This is a genomic window from Bacteroides sp. 51, from assembly GCF_010500965.1.
Classification (GTDB): domain Bacteria; phylum Bacteroidota; class Bacteroidia; order Bacteroidales; family Bacteroidaceae; genus Bacteroides.
In genome coordinates this window covers 15,135-37,606 of the sequence record NZ_QVMI01000028.1, presented here as the reverse complement: position 1 = coordinate 37,606, position 22,472 = coordinate 15,135, and the positions used below count along the sequence as shown (strand labels likewise).

At 46.2% G+C, this 22,472-nt stretch carries 15 protein-coding genes, 1 tRNA gene and 1 pseudogene; 12 read left to right on the top strand and 5 right to left on the bottom strand.

The features are described from left to right. Positions 1 to 113 precede the first annotated feature (113 nt). The 3 genes and pseudogenes from D0T87_RS17950 to D0T87_RS17940 all read left to right on the top strand — a co-directional run bounded on the left by D0T87_RS17950 (position 114) and on the right by D0T87_RS17940 (position 1,332). Positions 114 to 197 (top strand) — tRNA-Leu (locus D0T87_RS17950). A 369-nt stretch (positions 198 to 566) separates the two neighbouring features. Next, a pseudogene (locus D0T87_RS17945) lies at positions 567 to 1,154 on the top strand (hypothetical protein). 10 nt (positions 1,155 to 1,164) lie between these two features. Next, positions 1,165 to 1,332, top strand: a complete 168-nt coding sequence (locus tag D0T87_RS17940; protein WP_163176578.1) for a hypothetical protein — start codon at positions 1,165 to 1,167, stop codon at positions 1,330 to 1,332. Between the two features lie 518 nt (positions 1,333 to 1,850). Here D0T87_RS17940 and D0T87_RS17935 read toward each other — a convergent pair. Together D0T87_RS17935 and D0T87_RS17930 are read right to left on the bottom strand one after the other, a co-directional pair. Continuing rightward, a complete protein-coding gene (locus D0T87_RS17935) occupies positions 1,851 to 2,711 on the bottom strand; it encodes a hypothetical protein (RefSeq protein ID WP_163176576.1) in 861 nt (286 codons plus the stop codon). 79 nt (positions 2,712 to 2,790) lie between these two features. Then, positions 2,791 to 4,794: a HAMP domain-containing sensor histidine kinase gene (locus D0T87_RS17930; protein ID WP_163176574.1), complete on the bottom strand. Its 2,004-nt coding sequence runs from the start codon at positions 4,792 to 4,794 to the stop codon at positions 2,791 to 2,793. Positions 4,795 to 4,991: 197 nt separating this feature from the next. Between D0T87_RS17930 and D0T87_RS17925 the strand changes: the two genes are divergently transcribed. The 8 genes from D0T87_RS17925 to D0T87_RS17890 all read left to right on the top strand — a co-directional run bounded on the left by D0T87_RS17925 (position 4,992) and on the right by D0T87_RS17890 (position 15,773). Then, positions 4,992 to 5,660, top strand: coding sequence for an ABC transporter ATP-binding protein (locus tag D0T87_RS17925; protein WP_163176572.1), 669 nt, complete (start codon positions 4,992 to 4,994; stop codon positions 5,658 to 5,660). A 14-nt stretch (positions 5,661 to 5,674) separates the two neighbouring features. Next, positions 5,675 to 6,964, top strand: coding sequence for an ABC transporter permease (locus tag D0T87_RS17920; protein WP_203558726.1), 1,290 nt, complete (start codon positions 5,675 to 5,677; stop codon positions 6,962 to 6,964). A 2-nt stretch (positions 6,965 to 6,966) separates the two neighbouring features. Then, positions 6,967 to 8,226, top strand: coding sequence for an ABC transporter permease (locus D0T87_RS17915; RefSeq protein ID WP_163176570.1), 1,260 nt, complete (start codon positions 6,967 to 6,969; stop codon positions 8,224 to 8,226). Between the two features lie 54 nt (positions 8,227 to 8,280). Further along, a complete protein-coding gene (locus D0T87_RS17910; protein WP_163176568.1) occupies positions 8,281 to 9,987 on the top strand; it encodes a helix-turn-helix domain-containing protein in 1,707 nt (568 codons plus the stop codon). A gap of 132 nt (positions 9,988 to 10,119) precedes the next feature. Next, positions 10,120 to 12,222 carry a fimbrillin family protein gene (locus D0T87_RS17905; protein ID WP_163176566.1) on the top strand — a complete coding sequence of 701 codons (2,103 nt, stop codon included), beginning with the start codon at positions 10,120 to 10,122 and terminating at the stop codon, positions 12,220 to 12,222. 27 nt (positions 12,223 to 12,249) lie between these two features. Beyond that, positions 12,250 to 12,489, top strand: coding sequence for a hypothetical protein (locus D0T87_RS17900; RefSeq protein WP_203558725.1), 240 nt, complete (start codon positions 12,250 to 12,252; stop codon positions 12,487 to 12,489). Positions 12,490 to 13,104: 615 nt separating this feature from the next. Next, positions 13,105 to 14,466 (top strand): sigma-54 dependent transcriptional regulator, encoded by a 1,362-nt coding sequence (locus tag D0T87_RS17895; protein ID WP_163176564.1) that lies wholly within the window; start codon positions 13,105 to 13,107, stop codon positions 14,464 to 14,466. An 8-nt stretch (positions 14,467 to 14,474) separates the two neighbouring features. Further along, on the top strand, positions 14,475 to 15,773 hold the full coding sequence (locus D0T87_RS17890) for a PAS domain-containing sensor histidine kinase (protein WP_163176562.1): 1,299 nt from the start codon (positions 14,475 to 14,477) through the stop codon (positions 15,771 to 15,773). Between the two features lie 29 nt (positions 15,774 to 15,802). Here D0T87_RS17890 and D0T87_RS17885 read toward each other — a convergent pair whose 3' ends face one another. Together D0T87_RS17885 and D0T87_RS17880 are read right to left on the bottom strand one after the other, a co-directional pair. Further along, positions 15,803 to 18,670 carry a glycoside hydrolase family 2 TIM barrel-domain containing protein gene (locus tag D0T87_RS17885; RefSeq protein ID WP_163176560.1) on the bottom strand — a complete coding sequence of 956 codons (2,868 nt, stop codon included), beginning with the start codon at positions 18,668 to 18,670 and terminating at the stop codon, positions 15,803 to 15,805. A gap of 300 nt (positions 18,671 to 18,970) precedes the next feature. Continuing rightward, a complete protein-coding gene (locus tag D0T87_RS17880) occupies positions 18,971 to 20,245 on the bottom strand; it encodes an acetylxylan esterase (protein WP_163176559.1) in 1,275 nt (424 codons plus the stop codon). A 183-nt stretch (positions 20,246 to 20,428) separates the two neighbouring features. On the opposite strand from D0T87_RS17880, the gene D0T87_RS17875 reads away from it, so the two are divergent. Continuing rightward, positions 20,429 to 22,045, top strand: coding sequence for a beta-N-acetylhexosaminidase (locus D0T87_RS17875; RefSeq protein WP_163176558.1), 1,617 nt, complete (start codon positions 20,429 to 20,431; stop codon positions 22,043 to 22,045). A gap of 107 nt (positions 22,046 to 22,152) precedes the next feature. Here the strand turns inward: D0T87_RS17875 and D0T87_RS17870 are convergent, their stop codons facing one another. Beyond that, complete coding sequence (locus D0T87_RS17870) at positions 22,153 to 22,344, bottom strand: DUF2007-related protein (RefSeq protein WP_163176557.1); 192 nt, start codon at positions 22,342 to 22,344, stop codon at positions 22,153 to 22,155. Between the last annotated feature and the right edge of the window lie 128 nt (positions 22,345 to 22,472).

Sequence of the window (22,472 nt, the reverse complement as noted above, 5' to 3'; positions counted from 1 at the left end):
AAAAAGGTACTTAATCGGTACCTGTTCTTTGATAAAGTTTGAAATGTATTGTATACTAATGATATAGCGGTGACGGGTTAAAGTACCGTCTTTCGCTCTTTCTTTGAAATGTTGCTCGGATGGTGGAATGGTAGACACGAAGGACTTAAAATCCTTTGGCCATAGCGGCTGTGCGGGTTCAAGTCCCGCTCCGAGTACTCGGCTAATTCTCTGTAAGTCAATGATTTGCGGAGAATTTTTCTTTTGTGTGGACTACTCTTTTTATATCTCATCATTTTCCTTTCTTTATATTTTTTCGTTGGTTTTTACCTAAAAGTTAAACCGAGAGTTAAACCAAAATTCACATGAAGACAACGGTTAACGTCTTGTGTTACAAATCTAAAGTACTTAATGAAAGTATTTCAAGAGTTAAGCCTTGTGTTGGAGATAGTGACGTAATATGTAGAGGGGTATATAAGTAAGCCTTTCAATGTTTTATGTCACTTCATATTTAAGTATCAATTCGAATCACTATATTTGCAGAAACCATTTACAATTATGGAATATATTAATGAATTTCACAAACAATGGATAGAGCGAACTCGCAAATCGGTGGAATCCTGGAAGAAGCAGCCAGTATCGTTAGAAGATGCAAAGAAGCAACAGGAGATGCTGAATAAGCAGAGAGCTATAAGAGAGAGCAAATCGAGAGGCTAAAAGAGTATGCCAATTCGAAAGGGTTTTGGATTAATATTCAAAGTCTATCCACTATTTACCTCGACAAAGGAGGTGAGAATGAAGTCTACTACGATGGTGATTCTACCATATACAAGCTGAATAACTTTGAGTATGCAGGTGAAGATTTAATTAATTTCTTCACGAGAATTGATGCGCATAATCTCTTCTTTGGCAACGTCCATTATGATATGATTGGTTTTTCCTATAACAGCCAGAATGAGTTTTGTGCTGTTCTCATCCAACCATATATACAAGCCAAGCGTGAAGCTACAGAAGATGAAATTGCTACTTATATGGAATCGTTAGGTTTTACTATGGATTCCATAGATGAATTCTATAATGACGAATATGAGATATTCGATGCAGTACCCAATAATGTGCTTTGTGGTATAGACGATGATTTATATTTCATTGATACGCAGATTAAGATAAAATAAATTACAGGATTTGGGAACAGTATACGATATACAAGAATACGCTAAAGAAAATATCGTGTTTATCCGCAAAGAAGATATCTTGCGTCTAGCACAAAAGGAACTGCCTATAAACAATGTTGTTAGAGGAATTAATAAAGAGGCATTTGGAGCATGGGTTTCTCAGAACAAGAGAATATGAGATAATTAGGTGGACTAGTAAATTATCTCTTTATTTTATTCCTAAAAAAGGTCGTTGCCATCCTAGTAGTATGCCCTAGGCAAACCATTGGGATGCCTAGGGCATCTCAACCGGATAATAACGATATAATAATTAGCAACCTACTTTTTTACTTGACCCAATAATCCTTTAGCTCTTACATTTTGTCAATCCAATCTAAAACTCCTTGCAAACGCTCACCTTTGGTCGTCAGGTCAAAAACACTCTGCATTTTTCATTTTAAAAATGCAAAGTGATAATAAATCCTTTAAACTGGCAGAAATAGTATATTGCACTATTTAAATAAATAGCTTCAATCTAAAAAAACATCATTTGAATGTATCTTACAGTCTTTCAGCCTTACAGATACATTAGATACTGGTTTCTTATATCGAATTTGATCTCTTATATCGAACTTACACTAATGTACAAACTTACACTAATGTACGAACTTGCATTAGTGTACGAACTTGCATTAGTGTAAAGTGATATATAAATACCTAAATATTCATATTAACTCTATGTTCTATAAAGTTCAAAGAATCAATTGTTGAAAGATCAAGGCCATTCTCAGAGATAAGTTTAAGGAGCTCATTAAATGAGACATGAACATCATTGGTGATCGTTAAATTTCCTTGTTCTTCATAAGCTTCGGGAAGGTAAATGAAAAATGAATCTTCATTTCTAAATGCCCCTATCTCAGTATCTCCACTACTGATTTTATGATCTAAATGAAATATATAATCGAACATTGGGTTTGTTTTATGATTAGCAAAACCAATAGAATATTCGGGGATATCCTGAGTGTTTTCATAACCCTGAAGCCAGCCGACCAGATTATGATAAGTGAAAAAGTCAATGGATTCTCCGACTTTAATAACATACCAGTCTTCCGATTGAGCTAACCAGAAACTATGGGTTTCAAATTCTTCATTGCCCGATAACTCCCCAAATTCAGTGATCATGTCTATCAGGTACTTATCGGTTGTGTTTTTAGTTAGAATTAGTCTTGTGTAGTCGCAGCTTTGGATGTTGTAGAGATTTCCCGAATAGAGCGACAGATCCTCCGATTGTAAAGGTGTGGTGGAATTATTGTCAGCCACAACTTCCGGCATGCCGTATTTATCAGTCCCTATTCCTATTTGATCTCCTTCTTTAAGCCGCTTGTATAGGTCTTCTTCAACCTCATATCTATACAGCCCATTGTTAACTCTGGCAGTGATGAACCATCTGCCAACGGGTTTCATGCGCTGGCCAAATAACTTCGGGAAAAGATCACCTAAAATAGGTATATGCAATGAACCACTTCCTGCTTCATAATCTGTTATAGCTTCCTTTTCTACTACAATACCTGTTTCCATATATTCTATTGATTGATGTATCCATCCAAATATAATGATTTTATCAATAGACTATTTATCAATACAACTTTTTTATAGTTTATTGCAAAGGTATTCCAAAAACAAACTGTGTTCCCAGTGCATATTCCTTGTTAATCGTCAGATAACCATTTAGCTTCTCTGCCGAGAGGCGGCAAATAGACAGCCCCAATCCGGTGCCTTGCGAGAATTCATTCAGTTTGACGAAGCGTTCAAAGACGTTTTCCTGCTTATCTGCCGGAATACCGATACCGGAATCTGTTACGATGAAGCGAACTTCTTTTTTATTCCTGTCTACCTTTATTGTCAGTGTAATACCTCCGGTGTGCGTAAACTTTGCCGCATTACTCAATAAGTGGTTTAATACCTGCGTCACCAACTGTTTGTCGGTGTGTACAACCGGATCACCATATAGTGAAGTAAAAGACAGTTCAACATCTTTAGCTAAGAACGGGCGGACCTCCTCTATCGCCCGGTCGCCACATTCATTCAGGGAAACCGGAGTGTATTTTATTTCCCTGACCCCACGGTCAAGATCTGAGATCTCGATAATATCATTGATCATCTGCAATAGCAACTGACTATTCTTTTCAATCGTATCTGCATAAGATCTTACCTCCTCTGTGGGGCATGCCTCCGAAAGTATGGTCGTGAATCCTACAATAGAGTTGAGCGGAGTACGTATCTCGTGCGATATATTCTGGATAAATATATCCTTCATTTCGCTGTTCTTTTCGGCTATTTCTTTGGCTTTGCGTAGCTCTTCTTCGGCCTTAAGCAGTATGATGTTTTTTTCGTTAAGCGTATCGCGTGATTTCTTCAATTTCCGGTTGAGTCGCCGTTGGCGGTACAGGAAATAAATTACAATCAACAAGATAGTACTTAACAGTATGATAATGATTGCTGTATATTGCAATTGCCTGTCTCTTGTTAGCTTTTCGAGTTCCCTGTTTTCTGCACTAAGTTTCTGAACGCTAAGCAGAGTCGCTATTTCTGCCGTTGTAATTTCTTCATTTTGCTGCTTTTCATCCTGGGTTAAATCAACATACTTCCGGTACATTTCGGCGGCATCCCTTTTTCGATCCATATCCCAGTATAGATCAGCTTTCTTCAGATAGAGATTGGGCAAGGATACTTCCTGCTGTCGCGATTGAATGGTTTTTTCCCACGCAGCCAAAGCTATTAATGCTTTGTCATATTCTTTGGTGGCACCGTAATAATCAATTTCGGTCCGGCGCAGTATCTCATCCCTTACTTCAAGAGAGGCTTCTGTTGCGTAGATATGCTGTGCTTCCGCCAATACCTTGCCGGCAGATTGAAGCTTCCCCATGGAGATATAGCAATTTACGCGGTTTAATTTGATACATGCTTCGTGATAGGCGGAGTTTACATTTTTCTCGCCTTTGGCAAGATACTCTTCCACTTTCTCAGGCTCCCCGTTTGCAGCGTAGTATTCGGCTACATTCCCATATTTTAGTGTAATGTTATACCTGTCCAGGTCATATTTCTCAAAAAGTTCAATCTCTTTCAAATTAAACTCAAATACCTGCGCGTTAAGCCCTTTGGCCGAGTAGATGTTTGACATCGTTACATAACAGTCGGCAATTCCCTCCTTATAATCTTCTTCCTGCGCCTCTTTCAGCATTTTCTCGGCTTCAAGTAGGGCGATGTTGTATTCTTTCCGGTATAGGTGGTGGCTGACAAGCCTGGCCGACCATACGAAATAATAATATTTAGGCTGATTGGTTTTCCTGGCAAAATGCTGTACACGCTTTACCCATGCAATGATACTATCCTGTTGATGCTCCATATTACTATTGTAGTAATAATGGTCCAACTTTGTGCACAGTGCTACCGCTTGCATGCGTTGGTCACCCGTATGTTCGGCCATCCGGTAAAGCGTATCGGCCATAGAAATAACAATAGGCTTGGATAGCACCTTCTGGCACTCCTTATAATAAGCCATTGTTGTACTATCTACTTCGGCTATTTTCTGATTCTGGGAAGAAGCTGTTCCTGCTACTAAAAGTAAGATAGTAAATAAGAAGGCTATCTTTTTATGCATAATTATACCCTAAAGAGTTGTTTCGTAATTTTCCGTAAAGATATGAAAGATTATTAAGAATCAAGGCGTTTGGACAAAAATGTCCGTTTCCGTACACCTTTTATTTCTCTTAACCTCCTGATTATTAGCATCCAGCAATTGTGGCATCCTACTTGCATTATTGGAGATAAACCATTATTTATTTTAAACTAAACATCATGGGAATTATTCATTTAGAAGGAATTACTAAGATATACCGTACGGAAGAAGTCGAAACCATTGCCTTGGAGAACGTCAACCTGGAGGTAGAGCAAGGTGAGTTCCTTTCCGTTATGGGGCCGTCGGGTTGCGGAAAGAGTACGATGCTGAATATTACCGGACTGCTCGACCAGGCTACCGGAGGCAAAGTCCGGATAGACGGCATAGACACCACCGGTATGAAAGACGGTGCCATGGCCGAGTTCCGGAACAAAACCCTGGGATTCGTATTCCAGAGTTTCCACCTCATCAACTCACTAAATGTATTGGATAACGTAGAGATGCCTTTACTCTATCGCAACTCCACCGACAAAAGCCGTCGCGAGATGGCGAAGGCCGTTCTCGAAAAAGTAGGACTGTCGCACCGCATGAAACACTATCCTTCGCAGCTATCGGGCGGACAGTGCCAACGCGTAGCCATTGCCCGCGCCATTGTCGGTAATCCTAAAATCATATTGGCCGATGAGCCTACCGGTAACCTCGACAGTAAAATGGGAGCCGAGATTATGGACCTGCTTTTCAAACTAAATGAGCATGGAGCAACCATCGTAATGGTGACTCACGACGAGCATATCGCCCGCGAAACCAAGCGCATCATTCGTTTCTTTGACGGTAGAAGAGTAGAATAGAAGGAGGACAGAAGATGGGAAACATTGGAATCAGGAAAATATACGTAAAGCAGGCCGTGCACATGCTTAAACAGAATAAGTTTATGAGCATCATTGCCATTCTGGGTACGGCGCTGGCCATTATGATGATCATGACCATCATTGTGGCAGAAGAAGTAAAGAACGTAAACGTTGCACCCGAGATCAACAGGTACAGAACATACTACGCCGATGGCTACAGCCTAAGCGATTCGGTGAAAAATGTAAGAAATTCATGGGTCGGAAGTGTAGGCTACGACATTGTGCATGATTACCTGCAAGATTTAGAGACGCCCGAATTAGTCTCTGTTTATGGCTATAGCAACATGCAGAACGCAACGGTCGACACAGGCGGTAAGAAAGAATCAGTTGCCATTGGAAGAGTACGGAGCACAGATGCCAACTATTGGCAGCTATTCTCTTTCTCCTTCGTCAAAGGAAGAGCCTATACACAAGAAGAATTCGAATCGGGCATGCCCTACGCTGTTATTTGTGAGGGTGAAGCCCGGACACTCTTCAAAGGAGAAGAACCTTTGGGTAAGACTATCGAATTGAATAAAAAAGAGTATCAGGTTATTGGCGTGGTGAAAGATGTTTCCCCCGTGTTCAGACAGGCAAGTGGCAAGCTGTGGATTCCTTATACCTCGGTAAGTGGTTATGACAAGAACAATTCTTACCTTGTGGCCTTTTTGGCAAAAACCACCGCCGACTATCCTGCTATTGCTGCTGAAATAAGAAATGCCGAGAAAAGGCACGGAATAGATAAACAACCGGAGGCTTTGTACGTACGCGGACCTCATAACCACAGGGTGTTTGTATCTGATATATCCGGATATAGCCCTGAAGATGTTGAAGAAAGCATCAATGTAATGTATCGTAAACGAGTAGTTATCCTCCTCATTTTGCTTCTTGTTCCCGCTCTGAACCTTTCGGGCATCAGCCTTTCGCGCATCAAGAAACGCACAACCGAGATCGGAGTGCGAAAGGCTTTCGGCGCCAAGAAGTACGTTATCCTCGTACAGGTTCTATATGAGAACCTCATAACCTCTCTTATCGGTGGCGCTCTGGGACTGATTCTTTCTTATGTAGTTGTTCTTTGGATGAGAACATGGTTGCTTGGTTTGTCCGATGATGCCGTTATACCTCTTGCCACATTAGTTTCTCCGGTCACCTTTATTGCCGTATTCGTGGTCTGCCTCATTATCAACCTTCTTTCGGCCGGACTGCCTGCATACAGGGCATCGAGGGTAAGCATAATCAATTCAATCAACCAAAACGAAAAATAAAGATGATGCGCCATATAATTAAAGTAATCTGGAATGAACGCAAATCGAATGTGTTGATCTTTCTGGAATTTATCGTAGTGTTCTGTGTGTTCTGGTTTTGCAGCGATTATCTGTATTACATCGGCAGCCGCTATTTCGAACCGTTGGGGTATGACATCAAACATACCTATCTGATAGAGATGCGAATGAACGCTGATATAGAAGAAGCTAAAGACGATCGTTATGGTCATACCATGATATTGCAAGAAAGATTGGAGAAATACCCGGGCATCGAGGGTGTCAGTATTTCGAGGGCTGCCATTCCTTACGGAAACTCGACATCGTCTCAGGGGCAGTTGGTCAATAACGACTCTATCGCCTATACGGTATTGGTGAAACAAGTTAATCCGGGATATTTCGATGTGTTTAAGATGAATCTTGAATATGGTCGCATTTTTAACGAAGTAGATGTTACAAACGAGGATAGAGTTGCCCTGATTAGCCCCAACCGTAACGGTTATTTCCAGGACGAAAAGAATCCGGCGATCCCTATCACTGAGGTGAAACAACTTAGACGCGATAAAGATGACGATAAGCCATATACTGTGATTGGAGTAACCGGGAAACAGAAAAGATCGGCCTTTAATGGATATGACTGTGCGATGTTTAAACCCTTGACACGCTCACAGTATGAAATTAAATACTGTGAGACCGTTGTCCGTGTAAATCCGGATGCAGCAGAGGGCTTTATGGATCGGTTCAGGAAGGAAATGAAAGATCAGCTACTTATCGGACCTTATTACCTGGACAACGTTACCTCTCTGGAGGAAAGAAAAGAGCGTTATGATGAAGGTGATACGGGCGATGAAATAAAGAGTGTATTGGCTATCACGGCTTTCCTCTTCATCAATGTATTTCTTGGCATTATCGGTACGTTCTGGTCGAGAACAGAGTCCAGAAGAAGTGAAATCGGCCTTCGCCTTGCATTGGGTTCTTCCAAGCGGAAGGTACAATGGCAAATGTTTACGGAGACAATGATACTGCTTCTTATCGCCAGTCTTATCGGAGCTTATATCTGTGTCAACCTCGGACAAAGCGAACTTCTGGAAACCATAGGTATTCCTCTTGCCGATTACAAACAAGCAGGGTTTGGCAGCGGACACTATTTCTTAAACTACGGCATTACTCTGCTGTTCCTTGCCATCATCTCCGGCTTTGCCGTATGGTATCCTTCGCGGTTGGCTTCGCGGATACAACCGGCCGATACTTTGCGCGCTGAATAGTGGAAGCTGTGTATATTTTTACTATCTTGCGGACCTTTTCAAAAGAACACTGCTATGAAACGTTTCTTTCTAACATATCTTTTACTGCTGTCCGCCCTGATCGGCACCCGTGCTACGGCTTCTACACCCTTCGACAGTATCAATGTCCGCATATCCGAACTAGAGGGGCAGGAAAAACTCGATGCCTATACCGCCTTGCACGGCGAGGCGCAACAGTTGGACATGGCCACTGAGCTTGCCGTGCTCCGTCGCTATGTCGACGAGGCACACCGCCAGCGCAATGTGCACGAGGAAGCCTACGCCCGCATGTCGCGCATCCAGTGCTTTGCCAATTACTATGAGATAGACAGCCTGCAAGCCGAACTGCCTTCCACGCTCCATTTTCTGGAAAAGAACGGATCGTGGAAGTTTTACTACTATTGCCGCAGCTTGTATGTGGAATCTCTGCTCGATGTAGAACGCGTAGAGAGTGCGCTGCGCGAGTCGAACGCCATTTACGAAACCGCCACGCAGCAACAGATAGATCTCGGCATTGCCTTTGCCAATATGTGCATGGCGTTCACCTACCATCGCCTGGACCGTTCGCAGGAAGCTATCGAGTACACCCAGAAAGCGTTGGGCCAGTTTAAGAGCTATCCGGAGCATGACGACCGTTCGTTGCGGCTCTACAATCTGCTTTGCCGGCTTCTCTACCGCGCAGACCGTGTCGAGGAAGGACTGGCCGAGTCGCTGAACTTTGCGGCTTTGGTCACTACCAGTCCGCTGGCAAATATATTCGATGAGTTCTACTGCCAGCTCGACCTCGCCTTGGGCTATGGCATGCTGGGGCAAGCCGCTCCTGCCGACTCCTGCCTTGTCCTGGCCGAAGAGATCGTTATGAAGATACCCTCCCTACAGGTGAACTACATTGATTTCCTGATGCATGTAAACTACTACACCGGGCGTTACGAGCGTGCCCTTGTGGCTGCCGATAGTCTTGTGATGGCGAACGACTCTCTGGCAGACCATTTCAGCCAGATTCTTGCCCTCGAGTCTCGTATCAAGATACTCCGTGGCCTCGACCGTGGCGACGCTTCCTCTATCGGCTATGTCCGCCGTGCCCTCGACGATTATGAACGCATGGTGCCCATGACCGACTCACTACGTACCACCACCTGGGATGCCCATTTGAACGACCTGCACACCCTCTACCAGGTAGATGCACTGGAAGCCCAGGCAAACCTGAACCTGCTCAAAGCCCTGATTGCTATGGGCGGGTGCGTATTGCTGCTTATCATCATCTGCATATACATACGCTATTCGGCACGCCTGCGCCAAAAGAACCGTGTTCTTTACGAGCAGATACAGGAACATCTGCATCAGGTTGAGGCTGCCGATAAGATGCCTACGCCTGTCCGCGAAGAAGAGCTCACGCGCGAACAGATACTTTTCCGCAAGCTGGAGCAACTGATGAAAGAGGAAAAACTATATATACAACCCAACATAGACCGCAAACAACTCGCCCTTCATCTCAACACCAACGAGCGCTATCTGTCGGATGCCATTCAGGCTGCTACGCAACTAACGGTGGCTGCCTACATCAACCGGCTCCGTCTCGAACATGCCCTCCGTTTGATGTCCGATGAATCTAAAACCACCATGCACACCATAGCGATGGATGCAGGGTTTACCTCATACGACCCCTTTCTGAAAGCATTTACACGAATGTACGGAATGACCCCGTCCGACTACCGGAAAATGTTGAAGAAGAACGCCTCCTGACGCAGGGAAGCCTACTTTTTCCGGAATCAATGAAAAGTTTTCCAGAATCAATGACACTGCTATATCGCCCTGATATACTTTCGCAGAAAGTTTTCAGGACAATTCATACATCCTATGATATAAAGCGATATAATGATGAAAAAAGAAAAGAAAAACTGCAATTTCTTCTATGCCGTTGTAGGCTTCTGTGCATTAACTGCCTGTACCCAGAATGAACCGGAACCAATAATTCCGGATACCCCCGATGCCCCGCCGCTGACTATAACCGTGCGTGCCGGTATGCCTGCTTCCGATTCTTCTACCCGCCTTAGTTATGAAGAAGACAACAGCGGCCAATACATCGGGCTGACGGTGAACTGGAAAGAAACGGGGGAGGAGTTCTATGTGTTGTATAATCGCTCTTATTCTACTAATAGGGAGACTTTTACCCAGGCAGGCATTCACTCTACTAATAAGAAGTTGGCAACCTTTACCGGTAACCTTGACGGAGGTTTGACAGGGGGTCAAATGCTGTATGCTGTTTATCCCAGTCCTACTTCTTCTTCGGGCGCTGAACAGGTAACCTTTGCTTTGGACAAACAGACCGGTAAACTGGAAGACCTGCGTTTATGTATGTATGCTTTTACGAAGTATGATCCAAATACCGAACCGGCTTTTTCGTTCCGCTACTTATCTGCTGCGGTAAAATTGACTTTAGAGTTGCCCAATGGAGTGACTTCTGTGCGCCAGGTGATGCTGAATGGGGAAGGGATATATTATTCTTTGACGGCAAACCTGACTCAAGAAAATCCGGTTATTAGGTATGTTGGCAAAGAGACAATTACTACTTCCAACGAAAGTTCATTTCCTGTGACGGACAATAAGACCACGGTCTACCTTTCTCTCCCTCCGGTTGAGCTATCCGAAATCGAGGTGCAAGCAACAGACGATGCTGGGAATATATATAAAGGTTCTCTTCCGGATGCTACGCTCGAGGCGGGAAACCTCTATAATGCAAGCGTCACGTTGACGAAAGAGAACGATACATTCAGTAATGAAGGTGCCCCCGACATAGATGGCTCTACTGCCGACAAGGCTTACGAAATAGCCAATGGTGCTCAACTGAAACTGTTGGCAGATCGTTTGAACGGAGTGTCGAAACAGAACTATGTAAATAAATACTATAAGCTAACTTCGGATATAGACCTTGGTGCGGAAGGAATATGTGGCGATGCCGCCACTATGGGGGGCACAGCAAAGAACTGGATACCGATAAATAGTAGCAGTACTTCAATTTCTATAGCTTTTGATGGAGGCGGACATACAATCAAAGGGTTGTATATAAATGCTCCGAATGCTTATTATCAGGGGTTATTTGGTAGTATTAATGGAGCTTCTAATAAATATGGTATTAGCAACCTTACATTGGAGAATCCGAAGATAACCGGAATAGGTCATGTCGGTGCATTGGCAGGTTGGATATCAGGTATGTCCGGATTGTCCGGTTGTAGTGTTACGGGTGCCGAAGCCGAGATAAAGGGGTGGCCAGATGGTTTTACCGGTGGTTTAGTAGGCTCTCTCGTAGGAACCCCTGCTATAGCCTGCCATTCTTCAGCAAAAGTTAATGGCTCAACAAATACAGGTGGTTTGTTTGGTGAAGTTAATGGTTCCAAAGTGGTAGGCTGTTATGCCACAGGAAGTGTAACCGGAGCAGGCTGTGACAATGTTGGCGGTTTGATAGGGATAATTTACGGTGAAGGTAGCATGCTGGCCGGTTGTTATGCTACGGGTAATGTTTCAGGAAAATATAGGGTAGGTGGTTTGGTAGGAACCGTTTATTCTCCCGTTTTGGGTTGTTATGCCACAGGCTCGGTTTCGGTTACTCTTACTTATGAATGGGGTTGTATCATTGGCATAGTAGATGGCGGCAGCATTCAATATTGTGCCTCAACGCAGAATCAGGTTACTGTAGCAGGCAACCTAACGAATGATTTTGATGGTATGGGCGGTTCTGCAACCGTAGAACATAACGGAACAGGTATTACCTTATTCTCTACATTGCGCTCTACTTATGTAGCAGCCGCAGGCGCCCAAACCGCATGGGGAGAATTTAGTATCCATGATAATGGTGCCACCCCACCTACGTACACCATAGAAGCAAATAAAACGGGGCGCATTCTTGATGGAACCGATGCTACCGGTAGTATCTGGAAAGATGCCGGTTCAGATAACCTGAAACTCTGGTGGGAACAATAACCCGCAGAGAATAACAACTTTGATCTAATGAAATATAATAATACAATGCTGAAGAAAGAAAAACAAAGTTACATCGCCCCGGCTATAGAGGTGATGCACATGGAGCCGGAAGGCGTAATAGCTACCAGTGGTAATGTATCTAATGTGCCGGGTAAACCCTGGGGGGCGAACACCCGCAGCTATGGCAAGGTACATAGCAACAGCAGCCCTACGGAGTTGAGCGATCTGGAAGACCTGATTAATGACATCTTAACTATGGAGAACTAAGTATCAGTCAAACGGCAGCCTGCTATAAGGGAAACCACGCAAAGAAGTCACTATGGCCTCATTGTGCCAATGGGTTAACCTTGAATACACCCGGGTGTACCAGTCCGAAAGACCCGGGTGTAAGGATCGGAAAGACCCGGGTGTATTGATGCAAAACACCCGGGTCTTTCAGAACTTACCAAACTTGCAAAGGATATTCTTTCCTATACTATCCGGGAGTCAACCTTTGCTTTTAACAAACGATTGATGGTTGCATATGCAAACACGATTAGTATCTTATTCGCCCGCATCTTTTAGTTTTCCGTGTTACTTGTGATAGTAGAATGAGACTTCTGTACGAAGCACAATATTCTAAAAATCCCCTATTCATCAACCTTTCGGAAGGGCGTGTTAGATGTGACAGATTTTTCGCAGAAAATCTTATGTAGTAGTAAGAAAGGAGATGGAATATAAGTATTCTAACAACCCAACTTGCTTTTCTGTTTGATCCATTTTTCCTGCACTCCCCCTCCCTCTGCACCCAATACTTTGCGCGCTGAATAGCGGCGGTTATTCATATTTTTACTATCTTGCAGCCATATTCGATCACGAAAAACTATCCATAATCTTTGCCGTATGATACTGATTTGCGATGATGACGCTACCGTTCGCTCCTCCCTGACCCTCGTCCTGAAACGTGCAGGGTATGAAGTGGCAACGGCAGCCAGTCCGAAAGAAACCATAGACTTTGTGCGCTCTACTTGTCCGGAGTTGGTATTGATGGATATGAACTATACCCATACCACCACCGGACAGGAAGGGCTTGAGCTGCTTGCCAAGGTACGGATATTCTGTCCCGATGTTCCCGTGATCCTGATTACGGCCTGGGGCTCCATCGGCTTGGCCGTTCAGGGCATACGTGCTGGAGCGTTCGATTTTATCACCAAGCCCTGGAACAATATGGCGCTGCTCAACAGCATTGCTACGGCCATTCAACTGAGCAATGAAGAGAGTAAAGGAGCAGGAAACGATGCTTCCGGTTCGGAGGCGAACTTCATACACAATAAGATTATCGGCAAATCGCCGCTGCTGCGGCAGGTGTTGAGTACCGTGTCGCGCATTGCCCACACCAATGCCCCTGTACTGATTACGGGAGAGAGTGGTACGGGCAAGGAACTAATTGCCGAGTGTATCCACGAAAGCAGCGACCGCAACCGGAAGCCTTTCGTTAAAGTAAACCTCGGCGGTATCTCCCAATCCCTGTTCGAGAGCGAGATGTTCGGTCATAAGAAAGGCGCCTTTACCGATGCCAGTCACGACCGCGTGGGACGCTTTGAACTAGCCAACAAAGGAAGTATATTCCTCGATGAAATCGGCGAACTGGACCTGGTGTGCCAGGTTAAACTCTTGCGCGTATTGCAAGACCAGACCTTCGAGCCGCTGGGCGACAGTAAAACCCGGCAGGTGGATACACGCATCATCAGTGCCACCAATCGCAACCTGCCCGAGATGGTGGTAAACGGAACCTTCCGCGAGGACCTCTTCTATCGCATCAACCTCATTACCGTCCGCGTTCCGGCATTGCGGGAGCGAATAGAAGATATTCCGTTGCTCGTGAACCATTTCGCCCGCCGACAGGCCGAATTGAACCGTCTGGGAGAGGTTGAGGTGACTTCCGAGGCCATCGGCTACCTGAAGCGGTTGCCTTATCCGGGCAATATCCGCGAACTGAAGAACCTGGTAGACCGCACCATCCTGGTTTCGGGAAAGAGCAGGATTACGGATACGGATTTTAAGGAACAATACATCGAGATTCCCCTGGCGATGGATACGACGGGCAGTTCTGTGCATTCGCTCGAGACTGTAGAGCGGAACATGATTCTGCGTGCCATATCCCTGTATGGAAGCAACCATTCCAAGATCGCCGCCGCTCTGGGGCTGACCCGGCAGACGCTATACCGCAGGTTGGAGAAGTACGATATTAGGCTACCCGAATAACCCCGGCTATGAAATCGAAACTGGTTATAGGCGTCACTCTGCTTTTCCTCTCGGGCATTCTTCTGGGAGGATTGGCGGTCTATTTCTGGTATGAGTCCAAGCCGTTATGGATTCTACCCGGGGTACTCATCTTACCTGTTGCCCTATACTTCTTCCTTTATTCCAAATTGGTTAAGCCTTACTTACAGATACTCAGTGGGATGAGGCTGTTGAACGAGCAGGACTTTTCCACCCGCCTGCGGCCGGTGAAGAACAAAGAAGCCCGCGAGATGGCTACCGTATTCAACCGTATGATGGCCAACCTGCGCAACGAACGCTTGTCGGTTCGCGAGAAGAACCGCTTCCTCGATTTGCTGATCGAAGCATCGCCGCAGGGTATCATCATTCTCGATTCGAACGAACGGATTGCAGACATCAACGCTGCCGGACTCCGCTTCCTGCAAATACCGGACGTGGAGGGGGTGAAGGGGCAGCGAATCGGCAACACCGGACTTGAGCTGGCCGATGCTTTGGCGTCGATGGAGAAGGGGGTGGAGTTGATTGTCCGTCCCTCGGGCGGATACAGCTATCGCTGCACCCGGTCTTCGTTTACCGACCAGGGCTTCGAGCATCCTTTTATCCTGATCGAGGAGCTGACGCGCGAGCTGCTGAAGATCGAAAAGGAATCGTACGAACGGATCATCCGCATGATGTCGCACGAGGTGAACAACTCGGTCGGGGCTATCGGGTCGACGTTGCACGTGGTATCGGATATTATCAACGCGGGCGAGCAGGATGCGTGGGAGGATGTGTTGCCGGCTGTCGATGCCTCGTCCGACCGCTGCAAGCACCTGGCGCAGTTTATCAGTAACCTGGCGCATGTGGTGAAGATTCCCCAACCCGCGTTTGCCTACATCTCATTGAACGAGCAGGCGCGCGCCGTAGATGCCCTTACCCGCATGGAGTGCCAGCGCAGGGATATCAAACTGACCTTGCAGCTTTCGCCCGAAGACCGGCAGGTGTATGTGGATGGCATTCAGTTTGAGCAGGTGTTGGTCAACGTCATAAAGAATGCCTATGAATCTATTGGGCAGGGTGGCGAGATCCGTATCCAGACTTCTGTTTCTCCCTTGTCCATTACCATTCAGGACGATGGACCCGGCATTACGGATGAGATTACCGAAAAGCTGTTTACGCCTTTCTTTACTACCAAACCGTCCGGCCAGGGCATCGGGCTGATGTTCGTCCGCGAGGTGTTGGTGAACCACCACTGCCGGTTTAATCTTTATACCGCCGGCGGTTGGACGCGGTTCGAGATCTACCTCTAGCCCTAATCTTACCCTTCCGCATGGAAACCTCACAGCGGCACCCCTCCGCATGGAAACCTGGCCGCCCCGCCTCGGGGCCGGAAGTCGAACCAGAGCTCCATGTGTACACCTTCGTCGCCTTTCTTTATGCGGATGTTGGAAGGCTGGCTCTTTGGTCCCTGTTGAGAGATGGGCTTGAAGCATCGCATACCCGGTATTTCGTAAAGGAATGAGATATCTCCTTCGGGGAACTCCGGGTTGGCGCTCCAGTTCGTCTTGTTATCCTTCGGTTCCTCCGGGGTGAATACGCGCATGAATACACCGTCGCTTCCACTGTATACCGTAAATGGACTTTCGGTCGTGTTCAGCGTGCTCCAGTACATATTACCGTGATACCCTTTAAACTCCGGATACACCAGATTGCTGTAATCGGCTCCCGTAATCGTATTGTTATACTCCTTCTCCCACACCCCATAGTTTGCCCCGCGGATGCGGTTGCGCCATACGCGGTACGGACCGCGGCCGAACCACTCCATGCCCTCCACCTTTTCTTCCGGATAGGAGAAGGTAAAGCCGAAGTTGGTGATATTATCTTCGAATATAGCCTCGTCGAAGCCCTGTCCGCCGCTACCTCTGTTCAGGGTAACAGCATGCATCCTGATCAATCCCGCAGGCGACATTTCCCAGCGGATAGAGTCTACACCCCCCAGATAATAAGCCGTAAATACCGCGGTGTTACCTTCCTGGCGGTGCTTCACCTCCTTCAAACGGGCTTTCATACCTACCGGAATAGGGCCGTTATTGAATGATACAATGCCTTTATCGTTCTTTACTTCCGTAATCAACCCGTTTGCGGTATTGAAGCTGATGCTTACGCCCCCGGCCGACAGCGTAACCAGATTGCCCGACTGCGCTACCTGCGCCTTTCCGCTTTGGGAGGCTTTGGCTATTTGTCCCTTTGTATATTCTCCCGCGTAGTGGATAGGCCATGTCCAGGTGCAAATCTCGTTGTTATGCCTGTCCCATGCCTTGATTTCAAGTATATCGCCTTCGAAGAAGTTTGCCGGCACCTGCATACGTGCCTTACCGGCCTCGCGCGGATCAATGGCAGGCAGAGACACGCTTCCCGATGCAATAACTTCGGATTTATTCTTGCTCAACGGCGATGGTGCGGTACATACGCGGTACTCCATCCGGCACGTATTCAGGTTAGAGAACAGGTAATCGTTGCGTACAATAAACTCGCCCTTAAACGATGGAGTGATGTATTGCTGTTCGAACTGAATCGGCGCCCAGATATCGCGCACGGTATAGTAGCTACCCTCCTTCTGGCGGTAAGGCCCCAGGATTCCGTCCGTTCCGTTGGAGCCGTCCGAGTCGAGGATACCACCTTTGTCGGTACGCTTTACGGCATTGTCCGAGAAGTCCCACATGAAACCACCGGCAAACAAAGGGTGCGCGGTGTATTGCGCCCAGAAATCTTCCAGTCCGGCGCCATGCCCCTGATCGTACATACCGTGCTGGAATTCGGCAGGCATAAATACCTTGTACCCATTCGTGAAACGGGCAACTCCCGTCAGGTAAGTAGGGTAGTGGTGCGTGTCGAGGTTGTCAAAGTCGGCCCAGGCATGGATGATATGCCGTTTCTGCGGGTCGTATTGATGATACACCGGAAGCAGATCGTAGTTGAAACCACCTTCGTTGCCGTTACTCCAAAGAATGATAGACGGATGGTTGACATCGCGCGTAACCAGTTCCTTTACCCGTTTGGTACCGATCTCCGTGCCGTAAGCGTTCTGCCATCCCGCTAACTCGCTGACAACAAAGATGCCCAACGAGTCGCACACTTCCATGAAGTGCTTGTCTGGTGCATAGTGAAAGCGAACGGCGTTGATATTCATTTCTTTAATCAGTTTGCCGTCCATAATGCTGATCTCTTTATTCGTGGTGCGCCCTCCGTCCGGGTGGAAGGAGTGACGGTTGATGCCTTTCAATACGACTTTGGTGCCGTTGACGTAGATGCCGTCTTTCACACGGAACTCGACGGTGCGGAAACCGATGCGTTCATTGTAAACGTGTACTAGCTTTTGGTTCTGATCAAGCAACGTCATTTTCAGGTTGTAGAGATTAGGAGTCTCTGTGTTCCAAACCTCTACGTTATCCCACTGGAAACGTACGGCGTGTTCGGTGCCGGCTGTTAGTTTGCTGGTTTCCTGCTTTATGTTTTGTTTACCCGAAGGCTTAACTGGCTCTATGCTGGCACTTAGTGTATATCCCTCTTCCAGTGGTGTGGTAAATACATCGGCATAGAGTGAACCGTCGGCTTTGGCGTCGACAGCAATACGTTCAATATTTACCAGTGGTTTAGCTTCTAAATATACCGGGCGGTAGATGCCTCCGAATATCCACCAGTCGGCTTTGCGTTCGGCTGCATTGACCAATCGGTCGGATGATTCTTTGCTGACTATGACTTCCAGTTCATTCTTTCCAGTCTTAATCTTATCTGTGATGTCGTAGGAGAACCGGTTGAATGCACCCTGGTGGATCTCTCCGGCTAGTTGTCCGTTAACCTTTACCTCGGTGTCGGTCATTGATCCTTCAAATATGATCGTGATCTGTTTTCCTTTCCAGGCAGAAGGGATGTTGAATGTGGTGCGGTAAGTGCCGGTTTCCATCGGTGGTTTGGCTCCTTTGATGGTGTACCATCTGCCGTAGCAATATTCGCCGAAACCTTGCAATTCCCATTGCGAGGGGACTTCGATTTTGGTCCATTTGCTGCTGTTCCTGCCCTCGCTGCAATGAAACTTCCAGGTTTTGGTATCGCCCAGCCCTTTGCCGGACAGGTAGAGTGTTTCGGTTTGTTGCGCAAAGGCAAGTAAAGGACACAGAATGGCTAAGATAAGAATGAGTCTTTTCATGGTTATATTTGAGTTGTTTCTATTCTGACACAAAACAAATAAAATATTGTGGAACATGAAACAGAAGCCCGTACAAAAGGCTGGAATATTGTACAGGGATGAGGGCAAAGAGGGAAGCTTGCTGAAAGGTTAGTGTATAATGAGGTGGAAATGAATGATTAGCTGTAGGGGCGGTTCGCGAACCGCCCGAAAATGGTTTCTTGTGTATTCTGTGCATTGGGCGGTTCGCGAACCGCCCCTACAGCTAACCATTAACTTTCCATCAAAACCCTACAAAAAGGAATGAACTTAATAATGTTTTTATCTACCCAATTGTTTATCTATCCATTCCTTGAATAAATCTCTTTGTTCGGCATACGTCCAGTGGCCCGTATCCAGATAAAGTTTCAGTTCCTTATTTCCCGGAATAACATTGTATGCCGCATACATAGAAGTAGGAGGGCATACCGTATCGTTGAATCCCCAACTGAATATTCCCGGTGCTTTCACACGACTGGCAAAGTTTACGACATCAAAGTAAGCTAATGTCTCCACTTCGTTAGGCTGAGGCGTTGCATTCCGGTAATAATGCGGCCAACCGCCTGCCCGTTTGTTCAGATAACCCGCAAAGTCGCACATAGCAGGGTAGTATGCTGCAAGGAATTTGATACGTGGGTCCAGTCCTGCGGTAACAATAGATAACGCACCTCCCTGGCTTCCGCCTGTAACTCCCACACGACCATCGAACTCGGGCAATGAATAGATGAAATCGACAGCGCGCACACATCCCAGGAATACCCGTTTGTAGTAATGGCTGTCGCGCTTGTTCATGTTCATAGACGGATACCCATTCAGCCCTCCGGCAGCAAGATTTCTGTAAACTTCATCCGGCAATGTAACCGGAATGCCATGTATACCGATATTTAATGTAATGGCATCTTCGTTAAATTCGGGGCCATAAGGACGAATACCCGCACCCGGTACGCGAAGAATCGCCGGATATTTACCCGCCTTCTTGGGGACAGTCAATATGCCGTACATTCTGGAACCATAACGTTCGTTCTGAAAGCTGATTTCGTATGCATTGTGCGTAGAACTACCCCTTTCGGCCAGTAAGATCATCTTGGCATCAAGTGGCATCTTCCGGGCCTCTGTTATGGCGTTCGACCAGAATGTGTCGAAGTCTTTTGGTTCGGGCGTAGTAGGGCGTATCTTCTCTACGGCATAACCTACGGTAGTCATGCCTTCGTACTTCCTGCCGTCTACTTTGGCCATAACTTTGCAGCGAAGAAAACCGGGCTCTTTCATCGAAGACTTCAATGTCAGTTCGCCGTTCTTTAATACCACATCTGCTTTCTTTTCGGTAGGGAAGAACTCGGGGCCTAGTTCGTAATCAACAGCAACGTTCTTTAGAAGCACATTGTCTTTGTATACCTGAACTTTGAAGGTTACATTCTCCTTTAGCTCATACTTCCAGTCGGCATGGTCTGGGGAAATAATTACTTGTACTAATTTCTGCGCCGGTTGTGCTTTGACCAGGGTTGTCATTCCCAGCAGGCAAACCAAAAGGCTGAATAATAAAACGTTCTTTTTCATGGTAAATGTATTTGTTAGGAATTGGAAAATACAAAGATATAAAACTTTGGCACATCGTTCTTTTTGTCTACATTTGTTTTTAATATTATATCTTGGGGGATAATAATAACTGGCTCGGGCAAGATTTATGGGTCCTGTCTCGCTATGACCAGTGTGTTAACCAGGACCCTTTGATATAATCCTATGAAACGTTATTTGCTTATGACTGCATTAGCAATGATGTGTGCAACTGCTCATGCACAAGAATCAACCCCATCTTTTAGTATTATTCCCGAACCGGCAGAAGTGATTGCTGCCGAAGGACAGTTTGCCATGACCCGCGAAACGCTGATTGCGGTTTCGGGCAAAGAAGTACAATCTTCTGCCGATTTCCTGGTAGATTATCTGGAACGCTACCTGGGCTATCCGTTGAAGACAGAAAAGAAAACGCGAAGTTCGAATTGTATTTCATTGGTGAATAAGAAGAGCGATGAAATTTCGGGTGGATACACACTTGAGGTTTCTGCAAACGGTATTCTTATTGAAGGAAACGATGCGGCTGGTGTTTTTTATGGCGTACAGACGTTAATCCAACTGCTTCCCACCCGTGCGGGTGTACTTCCTGTCTTGCAAGCGGTTAAGGTGCACGACTATCCCCGCTTTGCGTACCGTGGTATGCATCTGGATGTAGTGCGCCATTATTTCCCGGTGTCGTATATCAAGAAGTACCTTGATTATATGGCTCTGCACAAGCTGAACTATTTCCATTGGCATCTGACGGACGATCAGGCGTGGCGGATTGAAATGAAATCCCATCCCCGGCTGACGGAGTTTGGTTCTAACCGCGAAGGCGAGATTGAAGGCTTATACCCCGGGGTATATAAGGAGCTGCCTTATGGCGGCTATTATACGCAGGAAGAAGCAAAAGAAATCATCAAGTATGCAGCAGATAGGCACATCACTGTGATACCGGAAATTGATATACCCGGACATTGTATGGCGGTGTTGGCTACTTATCCACACTTCAGCACGACCCCCGATGAACCAAAGAAGGCTGCCCTGACGTGGGGAATATACAATAAGTTTAATAATGTGTTGGCTCCCACGCCGGAAGTGTTCCGGTTCCTGAAAGAGGTATTCTCGGAATTGTGCGATCTCTTTCCGGGGCAGTATGTCCATGTGGGAGGTGATGAATGCGCCAAGCGCTGGTGGCAGGAGTCGGAACAGGCGCAACGCTTTATGAAGGAGAAGGGAATAAAAGACGAACGGGCACTGCAAAGTTATTTCATTCATTATGTGCAGGATGTTGTGAATTCCAAAGGTAAAACACTGATTGGGTGGGATGAGATTCTTGAAGGAGGAATAGATAAGAACTGCATAGTTATGAACTGGCGGCGGGTGAATCATGGGGTGAATGCCGCAAAGAAGGGTAATAGAGTCATTATGACCTCTTCGGCTTATTCGTATTTTAATAAAGTAGAATCCCGCAGCCAGGCGGAGATCGGAGCGGGAGGAGTGTTGCCTTTAAGGAAGGTTTATGACTTCCAACTTGTACCCGAGGAGCTAACGGAAGAGGAAGCCGCGCGCATCTGGGGTGCACAGGGTTGCTTGTGGACAGAATATATTCCCACCACCTGGAAGGTAGAATTCTGCATCTTCCCCCGAATGTCGGCTCTTGCAGAGAATGCCTGGTCAACAAACGGAAAGAGTTGGGAAAACTTTGTACGTAAAATGGAAGCGCAGTTCGCCCGTTATGATTTGTGGGGAGCACGCTACTCGGAAACGTTCTTTAGAGTGAACGATGTGCCAAGGAAAAGGTGAGTGTTTCGTCATTGCGAACCGTAGGTGAAGCAATCCAGTCAACAAAATACATGAACTGGATTGCTTCACCTATGGTTCGCAATGACGAAACTAAATTATAACTACCTTTATTGCCTGGCACTAATAAGGCGAACCGCCTCAGCATATTGTTCGCTGGGGACAGATAGTTTAATATTTGCTCCCTCATCTTTAACATCCACCTGAATATAGGCCGCAGCAAGAAGTCCGATTATTGCGGCTACCTCCCAAGGGCTTCCGGCAAACACATGCACCTGAGAAATCTTTTTATTTGTAACCATCTTATTGTCTTTTAGTTATAACATAATCTATTCGGTACAAATATAGAGATTACTCTTTACCGGGATACTTCACAGAGGCTTTATCTGCAAATCAGGCTATGCAAACGTTGACGGTCACCTTTCGGAAG

Excerpts from the sequence above, each read along its gene's own strand:
- D0T87_RS17880 (WP_163176559.1), bottom strand. The coding sequence starts at position 20,245 with ATGAAAAAGAACGTTTTATTATTCAGCCTTTTGGTTTGCCTGCTGGGA.
- D0T87_RS17900 (WP_203558725.1), top strand. The coding sequence starts at position 12,250 with ATGAAATATAATAATACAATGCTGAAGAAAGAAAAACAAAGTTACATC.
- D0T87_RS17890 (WP_163176562.1), top strand. The coding sequence starts at position 14,475 with ATGAAATCGAAACTGGTTATAGGCGTCACTCTGCTTTTCCTCTCGGGC.
- D0T87_RS17885 (WP_163176560.1), bottom strand. The coding sequence starts at position 18,670 with ATGAAAAGACTCATTCTTATCTTAGCCATTCTGTGTCCTTTACTTGCC.
- D0T87_RS17905 (WP_163176566.1), top strand. The coding sequence starts at position 10,120 with ATGATGAAAAAAGAAAAGAAAAACTGCAATTTCTTCTATGCCGTTGTA.
- D0T87_RS17875 (WP_163176558.1), top strand. The coding sequence starts at position 20,429 with ATGAAACGTTATTTGCTTATGACTGCATTAGCAATGATGTGTGCAACT.
- D0T87_RS17920 (WP_203558726.1), top strand. The coding sequence starts at position 5,675 with ATGGGAAACATTGGAATCAGGAAAATATACGTAAAGCAGGCCGTGCAC.
- D0T87_RS17930 (WP_163176574.1), bottom strand. The coding sequence starts at position 4,794 with ATGCATAAAAAGATAGCCTTCTTATTTACTATCTTACTTTTAGTAGCA.
- D0T87_RS17935 (WP_163176576.1), bottom strand. The coding sequence starts at position 2,711 with ATGGAAACAGGTATTGTAGTAGAAAAGGAAGCTATAACAGATTATGAA.
- D0T87_RS17870 (WP_163176557.1), bottom strand. The coding sequence starts at position 22,344 with ATGGTTACAAATAAAAAGATTTCTCAGGTGCATGTGTTTGCCGGAAGC.
- D0T87_RS17895 (WP_163176564.1), top strand. The coding sequence starts at position 13,105 with ATGATACTGATTTGCGATGATGACGCTACCGTTCGCTCCTCCCTGACC.
- D0T87_RS17925 (WP_163176572.1), top strand. The coding sequence starts at position 4,992 with ATGGGAATTATTCATTTAGAAGGAATTACTAAGATATACCGTACGGAA.
- D0T87_RS17915 (WP_163176570.1), top strand. The coding sequence starts at position 6,967 with ATGATGCGCCATATAATTAAAGTAATCTGGAATGAACGCAAATCGAAT.
- D0T87_RS17910 (WP_163176568.1), top strand. The coding sequence starts at position 8,281 with ATGAAACGTTTCTTTCTAACATATCTTTTACTGCTGTCCGCCCTGATC.